We start from the raw sequence: 26,572 nt of genomic DNA, 5'->3' as shown, positions 1-26,572 counted from the left end.
CGGACATGATGTCCGACCTAGGGGCTACGGTATGCACCCACAAGGTGACATGCAGCAACGCCGGGAGAAACCTTGAGCGTTCCGTACGAGACGACAGCGTACGAACCAGCCGAGTCGCCCGAGTCTCCGGAGGAGCACCTCGCGCGGCTCCTCGGTCGCGCACTGAACTCCTTCGAGCTGCCCGACGAGGTGATACGGCAGCTCGACTGCGCGCTGGCGCACGACAGTTCCCTGCACTCCGCCCACCACAGCGCGGGCCTGCACCGCGAGACCTACCGGCACACCTGGCTGCTCGCCGACGGTTCGACGGTGACCCTGTGGGAGCTGGTCCACAACACGGTGCCGGGAGGCGACGCACAGCACGAGGTGTACGTGGACGACGAGGAACTGCACACCGCCACCGCCCGGCTCGCGCTGCCCCCGGACGCGCCGGACTTCGAACTGCCGAGCCTGCTGCAGCTCTTCGCGATCCCCGAGCCCCGGCACGTGTACGCGACGGACGACTCGGCGGACCACGCGCGCCGGCTGCTGCGCCGCGCGGAGAACGCCGACCGGCCGGGCCGGGACGTGGCGGAGCTGCTGGCGACGGCGTCCGCGCACCAGATCACCCAGGCGTTCGGCCGGCCCGGGCGGGCGGGACGGGCGAGCCTGAACTACGCCCTGTACGAGCACGCGTTCCTGCTGCCGGACGGCCGGGAGGTCTCCCTGTGGGAGGTCGAGCACACGGCGACGCCCGACGGACGGCACATGTGCGAGGTGTACACCTCGCAGGACGCGGCCCGGGACGCCATGGAGCGGCGCGCGGCACGGTGGGCCTAGGGTCTTCCGTCCGGATCGGGCCGGACCCGCGAGCCCGGCAGGATCCGCATGACAGGCCCCAGCCGTCCCCGCGGCGGGTCACCGCCGGTCAGCGGCCGGCGGTCAGCGGTCAGCGGTGGCCCAGTTGCCGCACCAGGCCCGCGAAGGCGTCCTGTTCGGCCGGGGTCAGCTCGACGGACTCCGCGGCCGGGCCGATCCGGGACTGGTGCGGGAGGCCCGGAAGGACTCCGACGGGGCGCCGGCCGGCGGCCCCGGCGGAGGAACGGCACAGCAGGCGGGTCAGGCGGGCCACGACGACGACCCAAGCGACGGCCGCCACGGCGAGGACGGCCACGCCGATCAGCTGGAGAGTCGAGACGTGCTCAGGCATGCACCCCAGTACACACCACGGTCCGGGACCTGGGCCCGTACCGTGACGTATCTCGCAGGTGACGTGAACCGCTCACAGCACCAAAAAAGGGGGGTGGCGACGGACCGTCAGGCGGCGACCGGCTGCTGGGGCTCCGCCGCCGTGGCCGCGCCCGCGGCGAGGTCGTCGGCCGTGGTCCGCGGGGTCCGCCCGCGCAGGCCCTTGAGGAGGACCACCAGTGCCGTGGTGACGCAGGCGCCGGCCGCGATGGCGAGCAGGTAGAGGAACGGGTTGCCGATCAGCGGGACCACGAAGATGCCGCCGTGCGGGGCGCGCAGCGTGGCGCCGAAGGCCATCGACAGCGCACCGGTGACCGCGCCGCCCGCCATGGAGGCCGGGATGACCCGCAGCGGGTCGGCCGCGGCGAACGGGATCGCGCCCTCGGAGATGAAGGAGGCGCCCAGCACCCAGGCGGCCTTGCCGTTCTCGCGCTCGGCCGGGGTGAACAGCTTGCCGCGCACGGTGGTGGCCAGGGCCATGCCCAGCGGGGCGACCATGCCGGCCGCCATCACCGCGGCCATGATCTTCATCGCGGAGTCGCCGGGGTTGGCGACGGCGATGCCGGCCGTGGCGAAGGTGTAGGCCACCTTGTTGACCGGGCCGCCCAGGTCGAAGCACATCATCAGGCCGAGCAGGCCGCCCAGCAGCACGGCGTTGGTGCCGGTGAGGCCGTTCAGCCAGTCGGTCATCGCCTTCTGCGCGGAGGCGATGGGCTTGCCGATCACGACGAACATCAGGAATCCGACGACCGCCGAGGAGATCAGCGGGATCACCACCACCGGCATGATGCCGCGCAGCGCGGCGGGCACGTGGACCCTTTGGATCGCCATCACCACGCCACCGGCGATCAGACCGGCCGCGAGGCCGCCGAGGAAGCCCGCGCTGATCGTGGACGCGATCATGCCGCCCACGAACCCGGGCACCAGACCGGGCCGGTCCGCCATGCCGTAGGCGATGTAGCCGGCCAGGACCGGGACCAGGAAGCCGAAGGCGACGCCGCCGATCTGGAACAGCAGGGCGCCCCAGCTGTCGGTCTGGGTCCACACGAAGTGCTGCGTGACGGAGGGCGCCGTCTTGATCTCGTAGCCGCCGATGGCGAAGCCGAGGGCGATGAGCAGGCCGCCCGCGGCGACGAACGGGACCATGTAGCTCACGCCGGACATCAGCCAGGTGCGGAGCTTGGTGCCGTAACCCTCGGCGGAGCCGCCGGCGCGTTCGACCGGGGTGTCGCCGGACGCGGGCGCCGGGGCGCTCGCCTCCCCGCGCGCCGCCTTCCCGCGTGCCTCGGCGATGAGTTCGGCGGGGCGGTTGATGCCCGCCTTCACCCCGGTGTCGACGGTCGGCTTGCCCGCGAAGCGGTCCTTGTCGCGCACGGGGACGTCGTGCGCGAGGATCACGGCGTCCGCCGCCGCGATCACCGCCGGATCGAGCCGGGTGAAACCGGCCGAGCCCTGCGTCTCGACGACCAGCTCGACGCCCGCCTCGCGGCCCGCGTTCGCCAGGGACTCGGCCGCCATGTAGGTGTGGGCGATGCCGGTCGGGCAGGAGGTGACGGCGACGATCCGGAAGGGGGCCGCGTCGGAGCCGGGCTCCGGGGCGGCCGGCGGGGCGGCCTGCGCCGCGGCGGACGCGCCGCTCCCGGCGCCTTCACCCGGTGCGGACACCGTACCGCCCTCCGCGGTGCCGGTGGAGGCCGCCGCCGGCACCGCGGCGGTGTCCTGGGAGGCGCCGGCGGCACCCGGACCGGCACCGGTTGCGGCGCCGGCACCGGCGGGAGCGGAGTCCTTCGCCGGGTCCGGGGCCGTCTGCGGGTCCGGGGCCTGCGCCGTCGGCGCCTCGCCCCGGATCAGCGCCGCCGCCGCGCCGGCGTCGGCCGTCGCGCGTAGGGCGGCGGTGAAGTCGGGGTTCATCAGCCGGCGGGCCAGGGCGGACAGGATCGTCAGGTGGGCGTCGTCGGCGCCGGCCGGTGCGGCGATCAGGAAGATCAGGTCGGCCGGGCCGTCGGGGGCGCCGAAGTCGATGCCGGCGGCGCTGCGGCCGAAGGCCAGGGTCGGCTCGGTGACGTGGGCGCTGCGGCAGTGCGGGATGCCGATGCCGCCGTCCAGGCCGGTCGGCAGCTGCGCCTCGCGGGCGGCGACGTCGGCGAGGAAGCCCTCCAGGTCGGTCACCCGGCCCTGGGCCACCATGCGTGCGGCGAGGGCGCGTGCCGCCGCTTCCTTGGTGTCGGCGGACAGGTCGAGGTCGACCAGGTCCGCGGTGATCATGTCACTCATCGCGGGCTCCTCTGCGCGCGTATCGCCCGGGCGGTGGTGCGGGCGGACGGGGGGACGGGGGTGCGGTGGGGGATACGGCGGGTGGGCGGACGACGGGTGGCCCGGCTGCCGGCGGCCCGGCTGCCGGCAGGGAGACGATCGGTGGGGGAACGGCCGGCGGGAAGACGGCCGGTGGGAGAACGGCCGGTGGGAGAACGGCCGGTGGGGAGGCGTTCATGTCACCGGCTCCGTCAGTTCGCGGTCGACGGGGACCTCGGCGGTGACGCCGACCGCGGCCGGGTCCAGGTCGGCGGGGGTGGGCATCACGCTGCCGGGCAGCCGCACGGCCGCGGCGCCGTGGGCGACGGCGGAGGCGAGCGCCTCCGGGCCGCTGCCGCCGGCGATCAGGAAGCCGGCGAGGGAGGAGTCGCCGGCACCCACGTTGCTGCGTACGGCGCTCACGCGCGCGCTGCCGAACCAGGTGCCGGCGTCGTCCACGAGGAGCTGGCCGTCGGCGCCCAGGCTGGCGAGCACGGTGCGCGCGCCCATTTCGCGCAGTTCCTCGGCGGCCTTCACCGCGTCCCCGACGGTCGCCAGCGGGCGCCCGACGGCTTCCGCCAGTTCCTCGGCGTTGGGCTTCACCACGTCGGGCCGGGCCCGCAGCGCCTCCAGCAGCGCGCGCCCCGAGGTGTCCAGGGCGATCCGGGCACCCCCGGCGTGCGCCCGCGTGACCGCGTCGGCGTACCAGGAGGGCGCCAGACCCCGGGGCAGGCTGCCGCAGCAGGCGATCCAGTCGGCGTCCCGGGACTGTTCGCGCACGGTGTCCAGGAGGAGTTCCTGCTCCGCCGCCGACAGTTCGGGACCCGGCGCGTTGATCTTCGTCAGCACGCCGTTCGCCTCCGCGAGCGCGATGTTGGAGCGGGTGGCCCCGGCGACCGGGACCGGGGCGACCTCGATGCCCTGCGCGTCCAGCAGCTCGGCGACGAGCGCGCCGGGCGCGCCCCCCAGGGGCAGGACGGCCACCGTGCGCCGTCCGGCGGCGGCGACGGCGCGCGAGACGTTGACGCCCTTGCCGCCGGGGTCCGTGCGCTCGCCGGTGGCGCGGACGACCTCGCCGCGCTCCAGGGCGGGGACCTCGTAGGTGCGGTCGAGGGACGGGTTGGGGGTGACGGTGAGGATCATGCGCGCACCACTTCCGTGCCGCCGCGTTCGATGGCGGCGGCGTCTTCCTCGTCCAGCCCGCTGTCGGTGATCAGCAGGTCCACGTCGCCCAGGTCGCCGAAGCGGGCGAAGTGCTCCTGGCCGTGCTTGGCGGAGTCGGCGAGGAGGACCACACGGCGGGCGGCGGCCACGGCCGCGCGCTTGACCGCGGCCTCGGCGAGGTCGGGGGTGGTCAGACCGTGCTCGGCGGAGAAGCCGTTGGCCGCGACGAACAGCACGTCGGCGCGGATCTCGCCGTACGCGCGCAGTGCCCAGGCGTCCACGGCGGCGCGGGTGCGGTGCCGCACCCGGCCCCCGACCAGGTGGAGCTGGATGCCCGGGTGGTCGGCGAGGCGGGTGGCGATGGGCAGGCTGTGCGTGACGACCGTGAGGGAGGCCTCCAGCGGGATCGCGGCGGCCACCCGCGCCACCGTCGTACCGGCGTCGAGGACCAGCGTGCCCTCGGTGGGCAGTTCGGCCAGGGCCGCCTTGGCGATGCGGTCCTTCTCGCCGGAGGCGGTGGACTCGCGTTCGGCGAGGTCCGGCTCGAAGTCCAGGCGGCCGGCCGGGATGGCGCCGCCGTGCACCCGGCGGACGAGGCCGGCGCGGTCGAGGGCCTTGAGGTCGCGGCGGATCGTCTCCGCCGTGACCTGGAACTCCTCGGCCAGGGACAGCACGTCCACCCGGCCCCCGTCCCGGGCGAGCCGGAGGATCTCCTGCTGCCGCTCCGGTGCGTACATGCCCACTTGCCTCCGATTCGCGCCCGAACATGTGGTTTCATCGAGAGACTACGCACTGACGTCCGGAAAGTAAACGGATTCGGGCACCGTCCGGACACGAACGGACAATGCCGGTGCTCGCTCGGGAAGCAGGGACCGGATCCGGCAGCGCCCGCACCGGGTCGGCTCCCGCGTGGAGTGGCTGGCGGAGCGGCTGGCGAGGGCGGGGTGCGAGTTCGTGGTGCGGGCGCCGGAGGAGCTCGTGGTGTGCGTCCGGGAGCTGGGCGGACGGCCGAGCAGGGCGGGGGGGCGCGCGGGCCTAGGGTGCCTCGTCCGGATCCCGCCGTCCGCCCGCGGGGCGGGCGGGACCCTTCGGGCCGTCCTCGTCCCAGCCGAAGTCCCCCAGCGCCGCCAGGTTGCGCAGGGCCAGGGCCGCGGGGCCGTCCGGGCCGGTGGGTGCGGCCCCGGTGGCGGCCCAGCATTCGACGGCCACCCGCACGGCCGCCCCGGCGACCGCGGCGGCGAAGCGGAGCTGCGGCGTGACGGGGGGCGGGTCGGTGGCCCCGTCGCCGGTGCCGTACGTGCCGGCGGACCGGCCTCCGGCCGCGTCGTCCCCGGCATCGCCCGCCCGGCCGGCCGCCCCGTCGCCCCTCTCGCCGGCCGCCCCTCCCCCACCCGGCGACCGCCGCACCCGCTCGCGCTGCCGCTCCGCCAGGATCCCCGCCAGGGCCACCTCCGACGCCTGGCACACCTCCGCCCACACCTTCCGCAGCGCGGGGCTCGCGTCGGCCAGGCGGATCAGGGTGCGGACCCACTCCCACGAGGCCGAGGTGACCCCCTGTCCCGGAGTGAGGGTGTGCTCCACGGCGTGCTCCAGGGCCGCCGGGACGGACAGGCCGGCCGGGGCCGCGCGGACCGCGTCCGTCCAGCGCTGGGCGCCCGCCGCGTAGAGGGGGGCCACCGCTTCCTCCTTGGCGGCGAAGTAGCGGTAGAAGGTGCGCGGGGCGACGCCGGCCGCCTGGGCGATGTCCTCGGCGCGGGTGGCCCGCAGACCCTGGCGGACGAAGAGGGCCGCCGCCGCACGGGCGATCTCCATCCGGGTCTCGGCCTTGCGGCGCTCGGTGAGGGAGGGGGCGGAGGGCGGGGGCGCGGCGGAAACGGACTGCTCTGCGGTGGTGCCGGTGTTGCGGGGGGTGCTCACGTCGGCAGGCTATGCCGCTGTGGCAGAATCTGCCATCCGGTGGGTCACCCCGGGGTTCAGGTACGGGGTGACCCCCACTTCGGCCTGCCGTCCGGCCCTCCGCCCGCCGCCGGCCCGCCCGTCCGGCTCGCGGTTCCCGCGCCCTCCCCCCGCCGCGGCCCGCCCTTGTCCGGGTCCTGACGGAAGAGGCCGGGCCCCGGCGCCCGGGGGGGATAGGCGCCGAGGCCCGGCTCTGGGAGGTCCCGGCGCCGGGGGGATTGCGTCGGGACGTGGCTCGGTCGGCCGAGCCGGTCCGGCCGGCACGGTGGTTGCGGTGGCACGCGGGGTGCCGCGGGCCGGGTGCGGAGGGAGCGGGGAGTGCGGTCCTGCGGGTCCGGTTCCCGGGCCCGCAGGACTTTTCCCTCGCTCCCCGTCTTTGAAGCGGCGGTACCGCGCCATGTTTGCGCCGTCTTTCGCCACCCGGCGCACGCGGCATGCATCCGCCGCCGCGCGGCGCCCGGGGCGATCACGGGGCCGTACCGGGCCACCGTACGCCCGCGGCGGTCAGGCCGCCGCGTCGAACCCGGTGTCGCGGGCCAGTTTCTTCAGTTCGAGCAGGGCGTGCTTCTCGATCTGGCGGATGCGCTCGCGGGTCAGGCCGTGTTCCTTGCCGACCTCGGTCAGGGTGCGCTCGCGGCCGTCCTCGATGCCGTAGCGCATCTTGATGATGGAGGCGGTGCGCTGGTCCAGGCGGCCGATCAGGTCGTCCAGCTCCTCGCTGCGCAGGAGGGTCATGACGGACTGCTCGGGCGAGACCGCGGAGGTGTCCTCCAGCAGGTCGCCGAACTGCGTCTCTCCCTCGTCGTCCACCGACATGTTCAGCGAGACCGGGTCACGGGCCCAGTCCAGCACGTCGGTCACGCGCTCCGGTGTGGTGCCCAGCTCGGAGGCGACCTCCGCGGGCTCCGGGTCGCGGCCGTTCTCGCGGTTGAACTCGCGCTGGACGCGGCGGATGCGGCCCAGCTCCTCCACCAGGTGGACGGGGAGCCGGATCGTGCGGGACTGGTCGGCGATCGAGCGGGTGATGGCCTGGCGGATCCACCAGGTGGCGTACGTGGAGAACTTGAAGCCCTTGCGGTAGTCGAACTTCTCGACGGCGCGCACCAGGCCGGCGTTGCCCTCCTGGATCAGGTCGAGGAGCGGGAGGCCGCTGCGCGGGTAGCGCCGGGCCACCGCGACGACCAGCCGGAGGTTGGAGCGGATGAACACGTCCTTGGCGCGCTCACCCTCCTCGACGAGCACCTCCAGTTCCTCCCGGGTGGCGTCCGCCTTCGTCTCCTCGTACCCGTCGAGGACCTGCCGCGCGAACACACCCGCCTCGATGGTCTGGGACAGCTCGACCTCCTTGGCCGCGTCGAGCAGCGGTGTCCGCGCGATCTCGTCGAGGTACATGCCGACCAGATCACGGTCGGCGATCTCGCCGCCGTGTGCGCGAACACTGCTTGCCGAGTCGGCCGTCTCGCCGGAGGCGGCGGACTGACGACGGGCGACGGCACGGGTTGCCATGCGTGCTCCCTTGCGATGGTGGGCTGGCAGGTGGTCCTGACGAACGCTCGGGGACTCGGGTCCGACTTCCGGAACTCTTCTCGAGTGCCCTGCATCCGAGGGAAACAACGACTGGAATCCGGACAGAATTCCCAACCCGTCCCTCAAATTTTCTGATCATGCAGTACCCTGTTCCGCCACGCAGAGGGGCGCGAGGTCGTCCGCAGGTACAGAGGTGCAGGTCAGGCCGGGGACCGGGGCGGACCTCGACGCCCTCACGAACCCCTACAACCACTACGCGCGTGAGACGGCCGTCACATTCCGCACGGCGGTCCGCACCGCCCGGGAGCGCCGCCCCCGGCTGCTCTCCCACCCGGAGGACGGCCCGCACCGCCTGATGGTTGCCACCGACACCGGTTCCCGCCGGATCCTGGGGTACGCCACCTCCGGCCCCCACCGGACGAAGCCGGCGTACGCCACCTCGGTGGAGACGTCGGTGTACGTCGCCCCGCACGCCGGCCGGCGCGGCATCGGCCCGCCGCTCCACGGCGCCCTCTTCGAGGCGCTGGCCGGGCAGGACGCGCACCGCGCCCACGCCGGGACCGCCCAGCCGAACGAGGCGTCGACGCGGCCGCACGACGCTTCGGCTTCCGGCACGTGGGCACGCACCACGAGGTGGGCCGCGAGTTCGGCCGCCACCGGGACGTGGCCCGGCACGAGAACGAGCCGGGCTGAAGCGTCAGCCGAACTGCACCGAGCGCTTCGCCATGCCCATCCAGAACCCGTCGATCACCGACTTCTGCGCGTCCGGCCCGCCGCCCGCGTCCGCCGCGCCCAGGGTGACGAAGAGCGGGGCGAAGTGCTCGGTGCGCGGGTGGGCGTAGCGGCCGGCCGGGGCCTTGTGGAGGAAGTCCAGCAGGGCGTCCCAGTCGCGGGCCTCCAGCGCGCGCCTGCCCCAGTCGTCGAACTCGGCGGACCAGCTCGGCACGCCGCCGCCGGTGTGGCGCAGGGCGGCCAGGTTGTGGGTGAAGAAGCCGGAGCCGACGATCAGCACGCCCTCGTCGCGCAGCGGGGCGAGCCTGCGGCCGAGGTCCATCAGGCGGACCGGGTCGAGGGTGGGCAGGGAGACCTGCAGCACGGGGATGTCGGCGTCCGGGAACATCTCGACGAGCGGGACGTAGGCACCGTGGTCGAGGCCGCGGTCGGGGATGTCCTGGACGGGGACGCCGGGGGCGCGCAGCAGCTTGCGGACGGAGTCGGCCAGCCCGGGGGCGCCGGGCGCGGCGTACCGGACGCGGTAGTAGCGCTCGGGGAAGCCCCAGAAGTCGTAGACGAGCGGGACGGTGCGGGTGGCGCCGAGGGCGAGGGGGGCCTCCTCCCAGTGCGCGGAGACCACGAGGATCGCCCGGGGCCGGGGCAGGGCGGCGGACCAGGCGGCGAGCTGGCCGGGCCAGACCGGGTCGTCGGCGAGCGGCGGGGCTCCGTGGCTCAGGTAGAGGGCGGGCATGCGCCCGCGGCCTGCGGCGGAGGTCTCCTGCGGTGCGGCGGACATGGCGGCGGCTCCCGGTGCTCGGCCCACCCCCAGGGGGGTACTGGGTGCTTCGGCTGGCAAGTTGCTTTAACTCTCAAGCTCTTGCCCCTCAGCATACGTACAAATTGTTCAAATTTCAAAGAGATGCCCCGTACAGTGGGACACATGAACACGGCAACGGAATCCGGCGGCCGCCACCGCTGGCTCACCGACGAGGAGCAGCGCGTCTGGCGCGCCTACCTGCACGCCACCACCCTGCTGGAGGACCACCTCGACCGGCAGCTGCAGCGCGACGCGGGCATGCCGCACGTCTACTACGGCCTCCTCGTCACCCTCGCCGAGGCGCCACGCCGCCGGCTGCGGATGACCGAGCTGGCCATGAAGTCGAAGATCACCCGGTCCCGGCTCTCGCACGCGGTCGCACGCCTGGAGAGGAACGGCTGGGTCCGCCGCGAGGAGTGCCCCTCCGACAAGCGCGGCCAGTTCGCGGTGCTCACCGACGAAGGCGCCGGGGTGCTGCGGCGCACCGCGCCCGGCCACGTGGCCGCGGTGCGGCAGGCGATGTTCGAGCGGCTCACCCCGGACCAGCAGAAGGCCCTCGGCGAGATCATGGAGATCGTCGCCGAGGGCCTCCAGCCCGACGAAGCGGGGGCGGACCTGCCCTGGCTCCGCTGAGCCCCCGCGCGGGGGCTCAGCGGCGGGGCACCGCGCGGGGGCTCAGTGGGCGACCACCGGCACCGGCACCTCGTCCTGGGCACCCTCGCCGGAGGCCACCCTGGTGGTGTCCGGACGGCCGGCGTTGACGAGCGTGAAGGCGATCAGCGAGGCCAGCATCAGGATGCCGACGGCGCACCAGATCGCCGTGCTGTAGCCGTGCACCATGCCCTGCAGCTGGACCAGCTGCCGCTGCGGCCCGGAGGTGGCACCGGCGATGTGGCCCGCGATGTACGACGTGGTCGCCGAGGCGGCCACGGTGTTCAGCAGGGCGGTGCCGATCGCGCCGCCCACCTGCTGCGAGGTGTTGACCATCGCGGACGCGACACCGGCGTCCCGGGGCAGGACGCCCTGGGTGGCCAGCGACATGGCCGGCATGAACGCCGTGCCCATGCCGAGGCCGAGCAGCACCATCGCGGGCAGCAGCAGGGTGGCGTACGAGGAGCCGATCTCCAGCTGGGTCAGCAGCAGCATGCCGAGGCCGGCGACCAGGAAGCCGGGGCCCATCAGCAGCCGGGCCGGGACGCGGGTCATCAGCCGGGCGCCGATCTGGGTGGAGCCGGTGATCATGCCGGCCACCATCGGCAGGAACGCGAAGCCGGTCTTGACCGGCGAGTAGCCCTTCACGACCTGCAGGTAGTAGGTCAGGAAGAGGAACAGGCCGAACATGCCGATGATCGCCAGGCCCAGGGAGAGGTAGATGCCGCCGCGGCTGCGGTCCCTGACCACGCGCAGCGGCAGCAGCGGGGCCTTCACCCGGGACTCGACCAGGACGAACGACAGGAGCAGCACGGCGGACGCGACGAACATGCCGATGGTCACCGAGTCGCCCCAGCCGTCGGACTCGGCGCGGGTGAAACCGTAGACCAGCGCGACCAGGCCGAGGGTGGACAGCACCACGCCGGGTATGTCGAGCGGCGAGCGGTTGCGGCCGCCCTGCGGCTCGCGGATGACGAAGTAGGCGCCGGCCGCGGCCACGACGGCGAACGGGACGTTCACGAAGAAGGTCCAGCGCCAGTCCAGGTACTCGGTGAGGAAACCGCCGAGGATGAGGCCGACGGCACCGCCGCCGCCGGCGATCGCGCCGTAGATGCCGAACGCCTTGGCGCGCTCCTTGGCGTCCGTGAACATCACGGCCAGCAGGGACAGCGCGGCCGGGGCGAGCAGGGCGCCGAAGACGCCCTGCAGGGCGCGGGCGCCGAACATCATGGTGCCGGTGGTGGCGGCACCACCCAGCGCGGAGGCTGCGGCGAAGCCGGCCAGACCGGTGACGAAGGCGCGCTTGCGGCCCCACAGGTCGGCGATCCGGCCGCCGAAGAGCAGCAGGCCGCCGAAGGCGAGGGCGTAGGCCGTGACGACCCACTGCCGGTTGCCGTCGGAGATGCCGAGGTCGGCCTGGGCGGAGGGCAGGGCGATGTTCACGATGGTGGCGTCGAGGACGACCATCAGCTGGGCGAGCGCGATGAAGACGAGCGCTCTCCAGCGGTTGGCGTCCCCGCTCGGGACGGTGGCGCCGGGAGCCTTGAGGGCTGTTTCGGACATGGAGGTACCCACTTCGGGACTTCGTGACGGAAGAAGTAAGGAAGAAGAGGAAAGAAGAAAAGAGAGGGAGGGCGGGAAGGCCGGAGGGCGGCGCGTCGACGGTGACGGCCGGTGTACGGGGCGGATCGGGCGGGGCGGACCGAGCGGTCAGGCGCTCACCGGCGGGCGTTCGGGAACGTTCTCACTGGGTGCACCGGGTGCGCTGGGTGCATCGGGCGCACTGGATGGGCGTCAGGGCCGGCGCAGCTCCTTCACGGCGACGGCCGCACCCGGGAGGACGGAGCGGGCCGGAGCCCGCAGCCCGTCCAGGAACAGCTGCAGATGACGGTGGACGAAGCGGTCGCCGCGGAGGCAGTCCGTGCCGGCCGGGGGCCGGCTGACCTGGGCCACGATGATCAGCAGGTCGCTGACCTCGACGTGGGGCCTGAGCTGCCCGGCCGCCCTGGCCCGGTCCATGACCTCCTCGACGAGCTGCTCGACGCGTTCGCGAGCCGCTTCCAGGTCCGGGTGGCGCTGGTCGAAGGTGCTGGAGACCATCGGGCACAGCGCGCCGATCCGCTCGTCGGCGGTGGTGTGCACGAAGCGCTCCAGGGCGGCGAACGCGTCGCCGGTGTCCGCGAGGGCCCGCTCGGCCGCCCCGGCCGTCCGGTCCAGCACGGAGCAGACGACCTCGCGGACGAGGGCGTCGCGGTCGGGGAAGTTGCGGTACAGCGTGGCGTTGCCGACGCCGGCCCGGCGGGCGATCTCGTCGAGCGGCACCTCGGGGCCGTGCTCGACGAACATCTCCCGGGCGGCGGTGACGATCCGCTCCCGGTTGCGCAGGGCGTCGGCGCGGGGCCGGGACACCTTGCGCCGGACGGGGGCTGCGGTCTGCACGGCGTACTCCAACTGCCAGAGGGTGGTGCGACGGAGTGGTGACGGACTGGGGTGGCGATCCGGGGAAGCAGTCCCCGTTTCGCACGTACGCAGGTTCAAACGGGGAAGGGCTCCCCGGTTATTTCCCTTCCCGGAAAGAATCCCTGTGACCTGGAGCACATTCGGGGCGGACCGACGCCGGGACCGCCCGACGGCCTCCCGCCGGCCCCTGAGCCGGCGCCCCACACCTGCTCGGGCCGGGTTTCACTCCCGCTCCGGACGGGATTCCCACGATCGGTCCGTTCCAGCGCGCGCCTGCCGACCCGCCGACCCAGGGTGAGCGCAAGGGTGCAGCCGGACCCGCGGCTGCCGTGGAGCGAAGGGTCCGTGCATGCAGTCGCAGTCGCCCCGCCGCATACGCCCGCGCCGTGTGGCCGCCCTCGCCGCGATGACCGCGCTGACCTTCGCGGTCAGCACCTCGGCCGGAGCGGGGCGCCCGCCGGCGCGCACGACCTCGGGGCCGGTCGGCCTGGCCCGCATCCCCGCCCTCGCGCCCTGCATGATCCGCAGCGGCCCGGACGTCCAGATGACGGAGGGCGTCCCCACCCCGGCCGGCTACTCCCGCTCCACCGGCACCGTCCACGCCCTGACCCTCATGGTCGACTTCTCCGACGCGCCCGGCAGGGGCAGCGCGCTCGACCGCTTCCACGAGTTCTTCCCGCAGACCCAGGAGTGGTTCCGCAGGGCGTCGTACGGGCGTCTCGACTACCGCCCCGAGACACCCCTCGCCACCTGGCTGCGGATGCCGAAGCCCTTCAGCGCCTACGGCATAGAGCGCGGCGCCCCCTTCGACCCCGGCTACCGGGGGCTGGTGCGGGACATCGTGGCCGCCGCCGACCCCGGCGTGGACTTCCGCTCCTACGACCTGCTGAACGTCCTGGTCACCCCGAACGCCGGGCCGTCCGCGCTGGACACCGTGCTGTCCGTGACCTTCGCCGGGAACAGCGAGGCCCCGGTCGCCGACGGCGTGCCCGTCGCCAACGCGTCCTTCGTCTACTCCCGCCAGGACGACGGCTCCGGCACCTACGACCGCACGGGCTACCGCGTCCTGCCCCACGAGAACGGCCACACCTTCGGCCTGCCCGACCTGTACACCCAGGACGGCGGGGGCGCGGTGGGGCACTGGGACATCATGAGCGAGGACTGGGGCGCCAACAACGACCTGCTCGGCTGGCACAAGTGGAAGCTGGGCTGGCTGGACGCGAACCAGGTCACCTGCGCGGCGCTGCGGGGCACCGCCGAGTACACGCTGACGCCGCTGTCGCGGACGGGCGGCGAGAAGCTGGTGATCGTGCCGGTCGACGGCCGCACCGGCTACGCGCTGGAACTGCGCACCCGGGGCGGCAACGACGAGGCGGTGTGCCGGCCCGGGGTCCTCGTCTACCGGATCGACTCGTCCGTGGACACCGGCCGCGGCCCGATCACCGTCTACGACGCCCACCGCGACAGCGGGGGCTGCACCCGCAGCCCCAACGTCCACGCCGAACTCTCCGACGCCCCCTTCGCCTCCGGCGAGTCCTTCAAGGACCCCCGGCACGGGATCACCGTACGGATCACGGGCCTGGACCACGGGGGGAACTACCGGATACGGGTGACGCGGAGTTAGCCGGGCGGGGGGCGGGGGGCGACGGGCGCCCGGGCGCGGACGCGCCGGGGCGGCGCTGCCCCTGGTGCTCGGCGGGCCGGGCTCGGGCACCGTGACCGGCGTGCCGGCCGGTCTGCTCCCGAGCGGCCGGACGAGTTGGCGGGCGGCATTGCGGCTGGTCCCCTGTCGGCCAGACCGAGCCCCTTCATGACCTGCTCCCGACAACACCCCACCCGACGCACCGGGCGCCCCGGCAGCAGCCGCTACACTGTGGTCGGTGGCACAGCCACACCACCCCGCCTTCGTAGCTCAGGGGATAGAGCACCGCTCTCCTAAAGCGGGTGTCGCAGGTTCGAATCCTGCCGGGGGCACAACGCATTACCGCCCTGACCTGGGTTTTCTTCCCTAGGGAGGGCTCCTACTCGGCCTCGGACTCCTCGTCCGGGGCCGTTTGCGTGAGCGGTGCGTGAGCGGACGGAGAGTTAATCTCCGAAATTCCTCCCAACGGATCAGCATCATCCGGCACGGGCTCCGGGCCGGGATGCTCCGCGTCGTCGGGCTCGGCCTCCGCTTCGGAGGCGGTGTTTTCGGAGGTCGCGCGGGCCCGCGGGACGAGCCGGGCTGCGGCCTCGGCGATCGCCGGGTCCGCTTCGGGGAGCAGGCTCGTGTACGTGTCGGCCGTGATGGTGATCGAGGAGTGGCCGAGCATTGGAGTGACCCCATGGCCCCCAACAACAGCGCCCGGAAGCTCTTCGCCGACGTCACCGAACGGACCGTACCGGCGTACGTCGAGGCGTTCCTCGGACTGCTCCTGGCCTCCGGCACCACCGCCCTCATCCACCTGTCCACTGTGCTGTCGGCAGCCGTCGCCGCGATCCCGGCCGGCCTCGCCGTCGCGAAGGGAGCAGTCGGCACCCTCCTCGGCCGCACCGGCACAGCCTCCTGGCTCCCCGCCAAGACCGACCCGGCCTCCACCCCCGTCGTCTGACTCCCCTACGAAGAAGTCGCCATGCCCGACAGAGAGATCGCCCTGGAGCTCGCCGAACTCCGCCGCGCCCTCGAAGTCGGGCTCGCGCGCATCGACGGCCAACTCGCGCTCCTGGTCCAGCGATCCGACCAGGTCGACAAGGCCATTGCCGAACTCGACGCCCGTGTAACCGCCTTTGAGCGAACCCGCTGGCTGCTCCCTACCATCAGCGCACTCACGGGGCTCGCCGCCTTGACGGTCGCCGTCTGGTCGGCAATCGGCGGCAGGTGATCGAACCCGCACGGTCCCGCGACCATCTGCACCCGCTACACGTGATGGTTGTCACGCGTCATGATCGACGCGACACGATCCTATGAGCAGACTGTTAGATCATCTGCTCGATACGTTGCCCGCGACCACCACTTTCACGCGCAGGGGGGAACAACGTTGCGCATACGTACGAGACTTGCGGCCTTCATATCCGCCGTCGGCGTGGGCATAGCCCTTCCGCTCACCGGCGCGGCACCGGCGCAGGCGGTGGCTCCGAAGACCGCCTGCAACACCATGTACAGCGCCCAGATCACGTTCTGGGCCATGACGTGCGCCCGCCCGGGCGAACCCATGATCGGCGGCTTCGCCACCTGGCGAAACGTACCGATCACCTACGACCAGGTCAGCACCAGCGCGACCGTGCAGACGTCGAACTATCTGCGCCTCACGCCCAATACGTCCAGCAGCGAGTTCGGCCGGAACATCGAGATCGGCCTATACGCCGAGAAGACCGGCAAGACCACCATGACGTACGGGCCCCGCTGGACCGAGCTCGGCGCGAACGGCGGACGCACCAAGGCCATCACCGCCGGAGTCAACCCGACCAAGCAGGACAAGCGGAACCACACCTACATGCTGGTCCGCAAGGCCAGCGGCAATCAGTGGGACGTGTTGTACGACTTCAACACGGTGGGCAGCACCACCGACCAGCTCAAGGTCGTCGGGGGCAACACGAACCGCATCGACGTCGGCCTTGAGGTGACCGGCCCGCAGTACACGAACGTCCCGGACATCTCCAGCCGCATGCAGTTCATGGACGGCAACAAGTCCTGGCACCAGGTCGCCACCAAGGACGTCGCCAAGGTCCTCTCCCTGGCCACGTGCAGCAGCACGAAGAAGCCGCCGTACTGCTTCAAGAGCAAGCTGACGGACAACACCAACTTCACGCAGTGAACGGTGAGCAAGCCGCGCAAACCCGCGGCGGCCTCTACCACCACGGCACGGGCCACGACCGCGCCTTCGTCGTGGGCCTCCCTACGGGAGTCCGATGATGTGCCGACCACCTTCAACGGCGTCGACCAGAACGCCCTGTCCGCCTGCCTGGACCAGGACCCCGACAGCTGCCTCCGGACGGTTCCGGGCCTGTCGGAGTGTGTGCGAACCATCCGCGTGTGCAACGCCGTCGCAGTGCACGCTCGTCCGCAGGCCATGACCACCCGCGCCGCAGCCGGGACGGGTGACTCAGGTGATTCCCCCAGCGCGGCATCCCTCCGCGAGCGCGCGGCACGCTCCTTCGCCGTCGACCCGCGGCAGATCAGCCTGACCCAGTCGTCCGCCGACGGTGAGTACTCCCTGAGCACCGCGGCGCAGGCGGAGACGACGTGGACCGTCACGTCCCGGCAGATGACAGCGGGGCTGGGGCACGAGGAGCACCGGCGTTACCGCGGCTTCACCGCCATCTACTCCGCCCAGACCGGCCAGCTCCTCGAAGCGTGCTGGGGCGGGATGTGCCGTTCCTGACCGGAGACGGTCAGGAACTCCCCGTCGACCAAGGCCGTCACGGGCCATTCCGAGCCAACGCCCCTTCCAGGCCACCCCACTTCGCATCGCTTCACAGGGAGCACTTCCACATGCAGCACCTGAACCATCGAATACGACTGGTCCGTTGGGCCCGCCTGGCGGCAGCCGCCTGCGCCATGACCCTCTTGACCACGACCGCGGCCACCGCGGCTACTGACCGGACGGACACCCCTCGACGGACCACCGCCGCACGATTCGTCAACGCCTCGGCCGTCCCCAAGTCCGAACTCCAAAAGCTGAACCGCCCCGTTCGGCTTGCCACCTACCAGCGCCGGCACGGCGAGCACGTACCGCTCGACCGCACACTCCGACGCGCACCCGCCGACGACCAGACCGACCTGCGCCAGCAGTGCGCGAATCAGGCGACAGCCGCGAAGACCCAGACCGGCTGGATCAAGAGCCGCTTCGAGAGCTGCCAGAAGAAGCCGTACGACCTGGTCCTTCGCGACAAGAACGGCACCGAAGCCATCGGCCGCCTCTGGTTCGATATGTGGACCCTGGGCTTCGCCTACGACGGCAGCCGCCGGGTCGACTACGTCGCCAGCGTCGAGAACATCCGCGTGCAGACCGTCGGCACCGAGGACGCCACCAAGTGGAGCGTGGGCCAGTTCTTCCGGCACAGCGTCAACGCCAGCTCCAGCGACCCCAACCCGCAGGTGACCGCCCCGGACACGGTCTCGCGGGACGAACTCCTCGGTGTCTGGGACACGAAGCCCACGTGGACGCTCACGTACACCTCCCCCGACCTGGGAGCCCAGTACAACAACGGCAACCAGCAGAAGGTCGCCGCGACGGTCTTCCTGGACCTCACCGTCTCCTCGCCCACTGTCTCCCCGTACCAGGAGGTCGACGCCTACCACTCGGCCGTCCGCTTCGACTACGCCGGCCCCGTGGCAGGCAAGTTCCTGGGCACCGTCCTCACCGGGGCCCGCGTACAGCTCGTGATGAGCCGCAAGGACTCCGCCGTCAAGGAGAGCGCCCTGCACATCTACGACGCGCTGAAGCGCCCGGAGCGCACGTTCCCGTCCTTCCAGGGCAAGACCGTCCCCGGCGAGAAGGACCCGCTTCACCGGCTGATCGACAAGGACAAACAGCAGGCCAACCGCACCAAGTCCATCAAGGAGTGTAAGAAGGTATGGGGTGACTATTCGGGCAGCGGGTTGGAGTGCGACGAGCACCCCTTCGCCAGCACCAAGGAAGGGTCGAACAAGGGCGACAACCGCTACTCCGTCCGCCTGATCAGCGGCACGGACAACCGCAACGGCGGCAACCGGCTCGACGCGATGTACACCACCAACCGCGTCCTGGACGGCGACGCCTTCTACGTGAAGATCACCGACTGACGGACGATCCGACAGAAAGGCATCCCATGGCGCTCCTCGCCGAATTCAGCGTCACCGCAAGCCCCGACCGCCGGCTCGTCGAGGTCTACGACGCCGACGCCTACCTGGGCGACGAAGAAGCCATGGGCGCCGCGGAGGTACAGGTGGTGGCGGGCAATGGCTACCACCTGTACCTCCTCAGTCTCCAGCCCGACATCGACGTACGAATCACCGTCCGCGTCTGGGACACGCCCCCCAAGCCTCCCGCCGACGCCGAGGGCCACGTCCCGGTCAACATCGAGTCCGCGACCGGCACCCTGGTCTTCGGTCAGCTAACCCTGGGCCCGGCCGGCGAGATGACCTTGCCCCGCCCGGGCGTGTACGAGGGATACGCGTGGTGGGCCGGGCGCGCAGCGGCCTCCGCCTACTACGACGAAACCCTCAGCAATATCGACGACGACTGGCCACCCGAACAGATCCGGCAAGCATGGAACCGGTGTCCCGTCGACGAACGCTACGTCCTCGATCTGTCCTTCGTACGGGACCCCTCCCCGGACGACGAGGACGACGCAGACGACGAATGAACAAGTCGCGTTCGGAGACGACGGCGCCCCGGGCAGAGTGCGACTCAGACCCAAGACTCGAACCTGCGGCCGACGGCCGAGCCGATTCATAGGCACAGAGTGGACTCGATGGCGATCCGTGACCCCAGGGACCACGACCCGTAATGGTTCCCATCTGTCTGGTGCCCCGCCGGGAGCACGACGCGTCACCACTCTGACCTGGGATTTCTCCCCCAGGGTGGGCTTCTACTCGGCCTCGGACGTCTCGTCCGGGGCCGTTTGCGTGAGCGGTGTGTGAGCGGACGGAGAGTTGACCTCCGGATTTTCTCCCGACGGATCAGCATCATCCGGCACGGGCTCCGGGCCGGGATGCTCCGCGTCGTCGGGCTCGGCCTCCGCTTCGGGGCGGTGTTTTCGGAGGTGGCGCGGGCGCGCGGGACGAGCCTGGCTGCGGCCTCGGCGATCGCCAGGTCGGCCCCGGGGAGCAGGCTCGTGTACGTGTCGGCCGTGATGGTGATCGAGGAGTGGCCGAGCATTTCCTGGATGTCCTTGAGGTCGGCCCCGGCCGCGTGGGCGAGGGTCGCAGCACCGTGACGGAGGTCGTGGAGCCGGACCGGCGGGAGATCGATCTCCTCGTACAGCTCGATGAACCGCCGTGTGACGTTGGCGGGGTGGAGCATCTCGCCGTTCTCCTTGGTGAAGACGCGTCCGGTCTCCACCCAGGCGTTCTCCCACTCCTTACGGTCCTTGTCCTGCTGGGCTCGGTGCCGTTTGAGAGCCTGGACCGTGTCGGAGTCGAGCGCGATTGTGCGCGCGCCGGCGTCGGTCTTGGGGTCGTCCTCGTACACCTCCCTGGAGGAGGCCGCCGCGAAGGCGAAGCAGCTCGCGGAGCGCCTCGCGGTCTGAGACCGCCACCCCCGGCCCGGGCCACCAGCCCGTCCTCCACGGCGCTCGTCGCACCCGCAGCGGCCTCCCCGGCCTCGATGCCACTCGTCACGTCAGTCATCAACCGCCGTTTTCAGCCGGGGAGTCGCACCGGTCACCGTACAAACCCCGACGCGGACGCGGGTGCGCACCAGCGCCTCCGTCCGGCCGTCGCGCCGGTCGGCGTCCGCAGCCCGAGGGGCACGGGTCGGGCCCCTCGGGCGGGTGTCGCGGGTTCGAGTCCTGCCGGGGCGCGGGGCGGCCGGAAGCGTGGCGGGCTTCCGCGGTTGTGGACGCGCGACCGTCACGTCGGGCCGAGTTGGACGTCGAGGCGGCTGATCAGCTCGGCCCGGCGTGCGCGCAGCTCGGCCGGGGCACAGGTGACGGCGATCCGGTGGGCCTCGACCAGGGGACCGAGCTCCGGTGGGGGCTCGACCACGCCGGTGAAGAGCGGCGCCACCCATGCGGCCGCCGGCGCCTGTGCCTCCGCTCCGCCGGGCGGGACGGCCGGAGCGGGCGGGAGGTGACCGGCCTGCCCGTGCAGCATGCGGGCGGTGAGGATGGCCGCCTCCCAGACGCGCATGCTCTCCAGGCGCACCTGCGAGGCCAGTTCGTCACGGAGTGCGCACAGGTCGCTCCAGGCCATCTCGTGCTCGCGCAGGGCGGCACCGACCCGCCGTACCAGCCAGGCGTACGTCAGCTGGGCCCGCAGGAGGCCACGGCGGGCTTCCGCGGCGCTGTCCGCATGGGGGTTGTGCGCGACGGCCTTCATCGCCACGGCGGTGATCGCGAGCACCAGCATCAGCATCGCCACCCAGCCGGGTGCGTAGCGAGCGCCCTCGACCTCCTCCATTCCCGCGTCGCGTGCCCGCAGTACCGCCCACACGGTGACGGTGGCCAGCACGGCGGTCAGGTAGAGGGCGGGCAGGGCGAGCGAAGCGAGCAACGACAGCCGGGGCCGGCGGTCGCGGAGGGACCGCAGCCCCTCGCGCACCCGGTACAACGGGGCCGCGATCGCGTGCCCGGACAGCATCAGGGCCAGCGCCAGGACGGCACCGGGCAGGAAGGCGACCGTCTGCTCGGTCAGGGAGGCCGTCTCCTCACTGGCGGTGAGGTACTGGAAGACGCGCATGAAGTACCAGGCGTCGAAGACGGCCATGGCGGCGACGACCGGCCAGCGCAGTACGCGTATCCACATCTCGCGGCGGCGCCGGTCGTGGGCGCCGTCCTCCGCGTGCCGCGACTCGACCGCCTCCTGGGCCGCCCGGCCCGCCCGGAGAGCGGCGGTGGCCTCGAACCGCGCCAGGGACTGGACCGCCTCCTCGGTCCGCGCGTGAGCGCCGATCGCGCGGGCCCGGGCGGCGGCGAGCTGCTCGCGGTTGCGGCCGACGAGTTCGGCGACCTCGCGGGCCGCGCGCAGGAGCATCCGCATTTCAGCGTTGTCCAGGTGCTCCGGCTCCCGTTCGGGACCGTACTCGGCGCTCTTCACCAGGTGGCGGACGTCGCATCCGCAGCCGTGGTGGCACGGGACGCCTCGATGGGTCTGGGGCATGGACGGTGTCCTTTGCTGTATGGGCTTCTTGGACGGTTGAGCTCCGGCGGAGCGTTCAGCCGTGGACCGTTACGGTGATCTCCACGCGGCGGTTGCACGCCATGGCCGCGTAGTCGGGTGCTCCGTGGCGGTATTCGGGGGTGCACCGGGGCTGGTCGTCGGAGTAGCCGCGGGCCGAGGCCACCGCGACCCCGCGCTCCGCGAGGGCGGCCCGGACGGTGAGGGCACGCGCCAGCGAGAGTCGCCTGCCGTGCTGTTCGGTGCCGCGCGAGTCGGTGTGCCCGGAGACGGCGACCGAGACGGGACCGAGGTTCCTGATCCGGCGCGCAGCATCGTCCAGCGTGTTGCGCGCCGCCCGGGACAGCTCCGCCCGGTCGGTCGCGAACAGGACGGAACCGGGCAGGACGATCCTGGTGACCCGCCCGGTCGACCGCTCCGAGACGGCCGGGAACACGACCTCCGGTTCCGTCTTCGCGGTGCCGGCGTCCTCCCCCGCCCCGCGGATGCGGGCGGTGGCGGCCACCTCGCAGGAGGAGGCGCCGGTGGCCCCGCACAGCCTGGTCCACAGGGTGGACAACCAGGCGGTCTGCGGTGAGGACGGCTGCTTGCCGCGTGCCGCGCGGCCTATGCCGACGAGGCTGACCTCGACGCCCGTCAGGTCGGGCAGTTCACCCGATCTGCGGCAGCGCTCCACCACCGCCCCGATCTCCGCCGTGCCGTCGAATCCGGCGGAGCGCAGGTCCGCGCAGCCGGTGTTGGTCAGCCCGTCGGTCGCCACCACGATCCGGCGGCGGCCGGCCCCCGCGCCGAGCTGGTCGTCGGCCGCGGCGAGCGCGCCGAGCACGTCCGTACGACCGGTGCCCGGCGCTCCGGCGGACAGCTGCCGCAGCCGCTTCTCCAGACAGCCGCGCCGGCCGTTCCACCGGTCCCTCCTCAGCCTCCGATCACCCTTCACGGGGGTGACGAACGCGCCGTCCACCCGCCAGTCGACGGTGGCCCTCGTGCCGTCGAAGCCGGCCGCGGAGAGCGACCCGCCCTCCAACGCCGACGGCGCGAGTTCCCGGGTGGCCAACAGGGTGGCCGCCCAGTCCGGTGCCCGGTCGTGTGCCGAAGGGGTCCTGCCCGGCCGGGTGGACGGGCTCCGGTCCACCAGCACGGCGGTCTCCCGCCGGGCGCCGTCCGCTCCGTCGGAGCCGCGGTCCAGCCAGGCGCAGGGCCGGCTCGCGGGCGTCTCGAACGCGCCACAGCCGCTGGCCGCCGCGAGGGCGGCCAACGACAGCGCCGTGGCCAGGAGCCGGCCGGGGCGTGCCTGGTGCAGGGAACTCATCGGGTCCTCCAAGTAGGGAAACACGCATTTGTGACTTTTCTCGGACGGTGACGGGGGAGTTACTGGGAGTCCCCAGTCACTCGATGCGAGGAGGCCCTCCGTGTCCAGTTCCGTCCCCGCCGCCGGAGACAGCACCGCCGGAGAGGAAGGGGCGGCCGGCCTCCGCTCCGGTCTGGCCGTTTACACGTCGCTCCTGGCGTCGGCCCAGTTCGCCGACACCAAGGTCGGCATCCTCGGCGCCGTCCAGGCCGGACTGATGGCCATGGCCGTCCCGCAGGGCGGCGTCGTACGCGAGGCGTGGGAGCGCGGCGGCCCCGGCGCCTGGATCGCCGTCGGACTGCTGTCACTGCACGTGGCGGCGTTCCTGCCCGCCGTCTACTGCGTGGTCCAGGCGCTCCGCCCGCGCCTCGGGCCGCCGCCCGCCCCGAACAGGTTCAGCCTGCCCCTGCTGGCCACCGCCGACGGCACTCCTCCCCCGCCGGACGAGGACAGCGAACGCAAGGAGATCTGGCAGTTGATCCCGGTGCTCGCCCAGGTGGCGATGGCCAAGCACCGGTACATCGCCAAGGGGGTCGTCTGGACGGGACTGATGGCGGTGACCGCGGGGCTCTCCTTCCTCGTCGGTCCGCTGCTGGCCTGAGCCACGGTCCGTCGCCTCAGTCCCGGGCCGGCTGAGCCCGGGGCAGGGGCTCCGGCACTCCGCCTCCGGAGTCCAGCCCGCCCGGCAGGGGAAGGCCGAACAGCCGCATCGCGTGGCTGAGCTGCTGCTCGTTGGTGACGACGAACTCGAAGAGGTCCTGCGCCTGGTACGTTTTCACCTGCTTCTCCAGGATCTTGATGAACTTGTCGACCTCCTCCTGCCGCTGCCGGAACATGTCACCGACTTCGGTGGCCGCCTTGTCCGGCTGCTCGGCCAGCAGCACCGCCCACGGCGTGAGCCAGGACAGGGCGTCACCGTCCTGCTGCACTCCCGCCAGCCCGCCGGCGAGGAAGGAGCGCCACTTCTCGGCGACCTCGCCCAGCAGCTTCACCTGGAGCGCCGACTTCGCGTACCGGTGCTCGATGTCCTGGAGTTCCAGGGCCGCCCTGCGCTGCTGTTCCAGCACTTCCGGGGCGGGCCGGAGGTGGGCCACGGTACGGCAGCTCACCAGCCCGTTCTCGAAGCACTCCCCTTCCCGCAGGGCATGGTTGACGGCGAGTTCGGCCTCCTCCACGTGAAACGGCTCGTAGCCGCGGGCGACGTCACGGACCCGCTCGGCGAGCCGCTGGGGCATGGCCGCCCGGTAACCGTCGATGGCGCGGCTCAGCCCCTCCTGGTCGAGGCGCCCCTCGGCGCACCAGTCGCAGCGGACCTCGACCAGGAAGCCGAACCCGTCGCCCCTGGCGGGGGTCTCGAACGCGACGGTGGAACTCCGGTGCACCGAGACGATCTCCGGCACGTCGACCGTCACCGCTTCGAAGGGCACGCCGGCGACGGACTTCGGACCACCGCCGAACAGGGCCCGCAACCAGGCGAACGGACCACGACGCGATGTGCTGTTCACATCGACCACCTTTCCTTCATGAGGGAACGGACCCGGACGGCCGTCTCGCCGTCGGAGAGCTGGTGGCTCCACAACCGCAGGTAGAACAGAAGCCGCTCACGCAGGGCGTCGCCCTCCGCGCCCGGTTCGGGCAGGTCGGCCAGGAACCCGGCCACCAGCTCGTCGAGGCCCGGCTCGTCCCCGGCCCGCTCCACCCACAGCCGCATGGCGTCCCAGCCGCACTGCCGGTGCGGACCGTTGCTGCTGAGCAGGACCCGCCGGCCGAGCAGCAGCAGGTGGTCACGCGCGTGCGGTTCCCTCAGGAGAGCGGTGACCGCCCGCTCCCCGCGGAACCTGCTCAGCCCCTGGAGACACTTCGCCGCATCGTCGCGCAGCCAGTGGTGCGACGATGCCGACCACTCGGCCAGCCTTTCCAGGACCTGGACGCGTGATCCGGCCGCGTAGATCTCCCGCACCGGGGCCCAGACGCTCTTCGTCCCCGCCCCCGCGATCCGCTCCAGACTGCTCAGCGCCTCGGCCGGGAACTTCGCGCCGATCCGGGTGCCGTACGCGGCCTGGGCGCAGGTCCGGAACTCACGCCGCCGGGACCAGCGCCACAGCAGGCGCTGCACCCGGGAGGCGAGCAGCGGATCGGCCACCGCCCGTTCCAGCGCCCACGCTGCCGCGAATCGCCGGCGATCGGCGTGCTCCCCCCTGTCGGACGCCCACCGCACGAGCAGTTCCTCGTGCACGTAGGCCCAGTCGAAGGTCGCCAGCAGACCGACCGTCTGGGCGGCCGACACCCGGATGTCCTCCTCCCCCCGGACCACCAGGCTGTCCAGCCACTCCAGCAGGGGGCCGCGTGCACCACTGTGGTCGTGCCACAGCACTTCCATGACCGCTTCGCCGAGACCGCGCTGGCTGACCCGCACCAGGCACTCCGGGTGCCGTGCTCCGACCGGTTCCCCGGTCCGGTCGGTGAACTCCACGTCGGAGTGGTCCAGCCAGTCCTGCACGCTCTCCTCGAACAGCGGCATCTCCGGTACCGAGGAGGGTGAGCGCACCCCGTGCAGCAGTTCCGCGAGCCGGTGGGACTCCCGGCTGACCCGGCTCAGCGTGGTCCCGTCGAGCACCACGCAGGCCAGCAGGAACGCCCGGGACCAAAGGGACACCTCCTGCCTCCGGACACCGTCGGGCCCGGCTTTCTGCGAGCCGGCGAGGAGTTTCACCGCCTTGTCCCGCAGCCCGGCCCCGAGCCCCTGCACGATCTGGTCGATGTCGTCGCCGTCGCGCACCCGTCGTGCCAGTCGGCCGGCCAGGCCGGCGACCTCCGCCATGGACCTGCGTCCGCGCAGGTCCTCCCGGAGGCGTTCGTGCTCCAGCAGCTTGCGGCAGTCCAGCGGGCGGTTGGCCAGCAGCACCGTCAGGTGCCGGTCCAGCACCTGGAACCGCGTTCGGTCCGCCGCCTCGTGCTCGACCACGTGCCCCGTCAGGTCTCCGACCGGCACTTGGTCGTCCACGACGATCACCAGCGGCGAACGGCGGTACGTCGCCTCGCGCAGCCGGATGAGCATCTGCGAACGCAACCCGTTCGCCCACTCCGTGCCGTCACTCTCGATGACGTGGCCCCGGCCCGGCTGCAGTCCCCCGTCCTCCCGCACCAGTCGACGCACACCCGCCTGCGCGTCCAGGACGACCACTGCGGTGTCCATCGCTTCCTGTGCTGCGAGCAGCGCCGTGGTGTAGCGCCCCGAACCGGGGGCCCCGCGCAGAACCGCGACTCCGTGCTTGGCCAGGTGGTCGACCAGGGCGGTGTGTGTGTTGGGCGCCACATACAGCTCACGCAGCCGGTCCAGGTCCTCCTCGGGGACCCTGCCGTCGACCGGATCGACAAGGGGGGTGCCGTAGTAGTTCTTGTAGATCGTCCCGGCCGCGTCACCGCTGCCGAAGCCGACGGCCCGCCCCCTCACCCCTCCTTCGACGACGGTCCGGGGCAAGCCCCGCTCCCGCAACTGCCTGATGTAGTCGGCCTCTTCCTCGGACGCCTCGACGGCGACGGGCGCGGGCACCTCCGCCTCCCCGTCCGCGGACGGCTCCGTCGAGAACTGCTCCGCGAGCTCGTTCACGGGCTC

At 72.4% G+C, this 26,572-nt stretch carries 25 protein-coding genes, 1 tRNA gene and 2 pseudogenes; 13 read left to right on the top strand and 15 right to left on the bottom strand.

Annotated elements, in window-relative coordinates:
- Positions 1 to 72: 72 nt before the first annotated feature.
- A complete protein-coding gene (locus QQY24_RS18245) occupies positions 73 to 819 on the top strand; it encodes a DUF6227 family protein (protein ID WP_301973757.1) in 747 nt (248 codons plus the stop codon).
- A 109-nt stretch (positions 820 to 928) separates the two neighbouring features.
- Here QQY24_RS18245 and QQY24_RS18240 read toward each other — a convergent pair whose 3' ends face one another.
- The 4 genes from QQY24_RS18240 to QQY24_RS18225 all read right to left on the bottom strand — a co-directional run bounded on the left by QQY24_RS18240 (position 929) and on the right by QQY24_RS18225 (position 5,420).
- Positions 929 to 1,189: a hypothetical protein gene (locus tag QQY24_RS18240; protein WP_301973756.1), complete on the bottom strand. Its 261-nt coding sequence runs from the start codon at positions 1,187 to 1,189 to the stop codon at positions 929 to 931.
- 107 nt (positions 1,190 to 1,296) lie between these two features.
- Positions 1,297 to 3,501, bottom strand: coding sequence for a fructose-specific PTS transporter subunit EIIC (locus QQY24_RS18235; protein WP_301973755.1), 2,205 nt, complete (start codon positions 3,499 to 3,501; stop codon positions 1,297 to 1,299).
- Positions 3,502 to 3,714: 213 nt separating this feature from the next.
- Positions 3,715 to 4,662 carry a 1-phosphofructokinase gene (pfkB, locus tag QQY24_RS18230; protein WP_301973754.1) on the bottom strand — a complete coding sequence of 316 codons (948 nt, stop codon included), beginning with the start codon at positions 4,660 to 4,662 and terminating at the stop codon, positions 3,715 to 3,717.
- On the bottom strand, positions 4,659 to 5,420 hold the full coding sequence (locus QQY24_RS18225; RefSeq protein WP_301973753.1) for a DeoR/GlpR family DNA-binding transcription regulator: 762 nt from the start codon (positions 5,418 to 5,420) through the stop codon (positions 4,659 to 4,661). Before QQY24_RS18225 ends, pfkB begins: the two co-directional genes overlap by 4 nt.
- A 172-nt stretch (positions 5,421 to 5,592) precedes the next feature.
- Between QQY24_RS18225 and QQY24_RS18220 the strand changes: the two are divergent.
- Positions 5,593 to 5,703 (top strand): annotated as a pseudogene (locus tag QQY24_RS18220) (transcriptional regulator); the annotation flags it as partial.
- A 15-nt stretch (positions 5,704 to 5,718) separates the two neighbouring features.
- Here QQY24_RS18220 and QQY24_RS18215 read toward each other — a convergent pair.
- Positions 5,719 to 6,495, bottom strand: coding sequence for a TetR/AcrR family transcriptional regulator (locus tag QQY24_RS18215; protein ID WP_301976278.1), 777 nt, complete (start codon positions 6,493 to 6,495; stop codon positions 5,719 to 5,721).
- 648 nt (positions 6,496 to 7,143) lie between these two features.
- Complete coding sequence (locus tag QQY24_RS18210) at positions 7,144 to 8,145, bottom strand: RNA polymerase sigma factor RpoD/SigA (protein ID WP_301973752.1); 1,002 nt, start codon at positions 8,143 to 8,145, stop codon at positions 7,144 to 7,146.
- A gap of 214 nt (positions 8,146 to 8,359) precedes the next feature.
- Here QQY24_RS18210 and QQY24_RS18205 point away from each other — a divergent pair.
- Positions 8,360 to 8,859: pseudogene (locus tag QQY24_RS18205) on the top strand (N-acetyltransferase family protein).
- A gap of 4 nt (positions 8,860 to 8,863) precedes the next feature.
- Here the strand turns inward: QQY24_RS18205 and QQY24_RS18200 are convergent.
- Positions 8,864 to 9,676, bottom strand: a complete 813-nt coding sequence (locus tag QQY24_RS18200; protein ID WP_301973751.1) for a dioxygenase — start codon at positions 9,674 to 9,676, stop codon at positions 8,864 to 8,866.
- Between the two features lie 144 nt (positions 9,677 to 9,820).
- On the opposite strand from QQY24_RS18200, the gene QQY24_RS18195 reads away from it, so the two are divergent.
- A complete protein-coding gene (locus QQY24_RS18195; RefSeq protein ID WP_301973750.1) occupies positions 9,821 to 10,330 on the top strand; it encodes a MarR family winged helix-turn-helix transcriptional regulator in 510 nt (169 codons plus the stop codon).
- 42 nt (positions 10,331 to 10,372) lie between these two features.
- Here the strand turns inward: QQY24_RS18195 and QQY24_RS18190 are convergent, their stop codons facing one another.
- On the bottom strand, positions 10,373 to 11,911 hold the full coding sequence (locus QQY24_RS18190) for an MFS transporter (protein ID WP_301973749.1): 1,539 nt from the start codon (positions 11,909 to 11,911) through the stop codon (positions 10,373 to 10,375).
- 231 nt (positions 11,912 to 12,142) lie between these two features.
- Positions 12,143 to 12,787 (bottom strand): TetR/AcrR family transcriptional regulator, encoded by a 645-nt coding sequence (locus QQY24_RS18185; protein WP_301973748.1) that lies wholly within the window; start codon positions 12,785 to 12,787, stop codon positions 12,143 to 12,145.
- 370 nt (positions 12,788 to 13,157) lie between these two features.
- Here QQY24_RS18185 and QQY24_RS18180 point away from each other — a divergent pair, with 370 nt between their 5' ends.
- Both QQY24_RS18180 and QQY24_RS18175 read left to right on the top strand, forming a co-directional pair.
- Positions 13,158 to 14,432, top strand: coding sequence for a M6 family metalloprotease domain-containing protein (locus QQY24_RS18180; RefSeq protein WP_301973747.1), 1,275 nt, complete (start codon positions 13,158 to 13,160; stop codon positions 14,430 to 14,432).
- Positions 14,433 to 14,709: 277 nt separating this feature from the next.
- Positions 14,710 to 14,782: transfer RNA gene (locus tag QQY24_RS18175), tRNA-Arg, on the top strand.
- A 47-nt stretch (positions 14,783 to 14,829) separates the two neighbouring features.
- Here the strand turns inward: QQY24_RS18175 and QQY24_RS18170 are convergent.
- The gene (locus QQY24_RS18170; RefSeq protein WP_301973746.1) at positions 14,830 to 15,120 is read right to left on the bottom strand and encodes a hypothetical protein; all 291 of its coding nucleotides are present in this window, start codon (positions 15,118 to 15,120) and stop codon (positions 14,830 to 14,832) included.
- 12 nt (positions 15,121 to 15,132) lie between these two features.
- On the opposite strand from QQY24_RS18170, the gene QQY24_RS18165 reads away from it, so the two are divergent.
- The 6 genes from QQY24_RS18165 to QQY24_RS18140 all read left to right on the top strand — a co-directional run bounded on the left by QQY24_RS18165 (position 15,133) and on the right by QQY24_RS18140 (position 19,135).
- Complete coding sequence (locus QQY24_RS18165; protein ID WP_301973745.1) at positions 15,133 to 15,399, top strand: hypothetical protein; 267 nt, start codon at positions 15,133 to 15,135, stop codon at positions 15,397 to 15,399.
- A 21-nt stretch (positions 15,400 to 15,420) separates the two neighbouring features.
- Positions 15,421 to 15,669, top strand: a complete 249-nt coding sequence (locus tag QQY24_RS18160) for a hypothetical protein (RefSeq protein ID WP_301973744.1) — start codon at positions 15,421 to 15,423, stop codon at positions 15,667 to 15,669.
- Positions 15,670 to 15,870: 201 nt separating this feature from the next.
- Entirely contained in the window at positions 15,871 to 16,602 is a 732-nt protein-coding gene (locus QQY24_RS18155) for a hypothetical protein (RefSeq protein ID WP_301973743.1), read from the top strand.
- Between the two features lie 99 nt (positions 16,603 to 16,701).
- The gene (locus tag QQY24_RS18150; RefSeq protein WP_301973742.1) at positions 16,702 to 17,169 is read left to right on the top strand and encodes a hypothetical protein; all 468 of its coding nucleotides are present in this window, start codon (positions 16,702 to 16,704) and stop codon (positions 17,167 to 17,169) included.
- Positions 17,170 to 17,279: 110 nt separating this feature from the next.
- Entirely contained in the window at positions 17,280 to 18,572 is a 1,293-nt protein-coding gene (locus tag QQY24_RS18145; RefSeq protein WP_301973741.1) for a NucA/NucB deoxyribonuclease domain-containing protein, read from the top strand.
- A gap of 26 nt (positions 18,573 to 18,598) precedes the next feature.
- On the top strand, positions 18,599 to 19,135 hold the full coding sequence (locus QQY24_RS18140) for a hypothetical protein (RefSeq protein WP_301973740.1): 537 nt from the start codon (positions 18,599 to 18,601) through the stop codon (positions 19,133 to 19,135).
- Between the two features lie 185 nt (positions 19,136 to 19,320).
- Here the strand turns inward: QQY24_RS18140 and QQY24_RS18135 are convergent, their stop codons facing one another.
- The 3 genes from QQY24_RS18135 to QQY24_RS18125 form a co-directional block, all read right to left on the bottom strand.
- Entirely contained in the window at positions 19,321 to 19,962 is a 642-nt protein-coding gene (locus QQY24_RS18135) for a tyrosine-type recombinase/integrase (RefSeq protein WP_301973739.1), read from the bottom strand.
- Between the two features lie 380 nt (positions 19,963 to 20,342).
- Complete coding sequence (locus QQY24_RS18130) at positions 20,343 to 21,590, bottom strand: hypothetical protein (protein ID WP_301973738.1); 1,248 nt, start codon at positions 21,588 to 21,590, stop codon at positions 20,343 to 20,345.
- A gap of 55 nt (positions 21,591 to 21,645) precedes the next feature.
- Positions 21,646 to 22,917, bottom strand: coding sequence for an OmpA family protein (locus QQY24_RS18125; RefSeq protein ID WP_301973737.1), 1,272 nt, complete (start codon positions 22,915 to 22,917; stop codon positions 21,646 to 21,648).
- Positions 22,918 to 23,017: 100 nt separating this feature from the next.
- Here QQY24_RS18125 and QQY24_RS18120 point away from each other — a divergent pair, with 100 nt between their 5' ends.
- Positions 23,018 to 23,557 (top strand): hypothetical protein, encoded by a 540-nt coding sequence (locus tag QQY24_RS18120; RefSeq protein ID WP_301973736.1) that lies wholly within the window; start codon positions 23,018 to 23,020, stop codon positions 23,555 to 23,557.
- A gap of 16 nt (positions 23,558 to 23,573) precedes the next feature.
- On the opposite strand, the gene QQY24_RS18115 is transcribed toward QQY24_RS18120, so the two are convergent.
- A complete protein-coding gene (locus tag QQY24_RS18115; RefSeq protein WP_301973735.1) occupies positions 23,574 to 24,461 on the bottom strand; it encodes a hypothetical protein in 888 nt (295 codons plus the stop codon).
- Positions 24,458 to 26,566, bottom strand: coding sequence for a hypothetical protein (locus tag QQY24_RS18110; protein ID WP_301973734.1), 2,109 nt, complete (start codon positions 26,564 to 26,566; stop codon positions 24,458 to 24,460). Before QQY24_RS18110 ends, QQY24_RS18115 begins: the two co-directional genes overlap by 4 nt.
- Between the last annotated feature and the right edge of the window lie 6 nt (positions 26,567 to 26,572).

Source organism: Streptomyces sp. TG1A-8 (assembly GCF_030499535.1).
Classification (GTDB): Bacteria; Actinomycetota; Actinomycetes; order Streptomycetales; family Streptomycetaceae; genus Streptomyces.
Note: the sequence above shows the minus strand (reverse complement) of the source record. Positions and strands in the feature narration are given on the sequence as shown.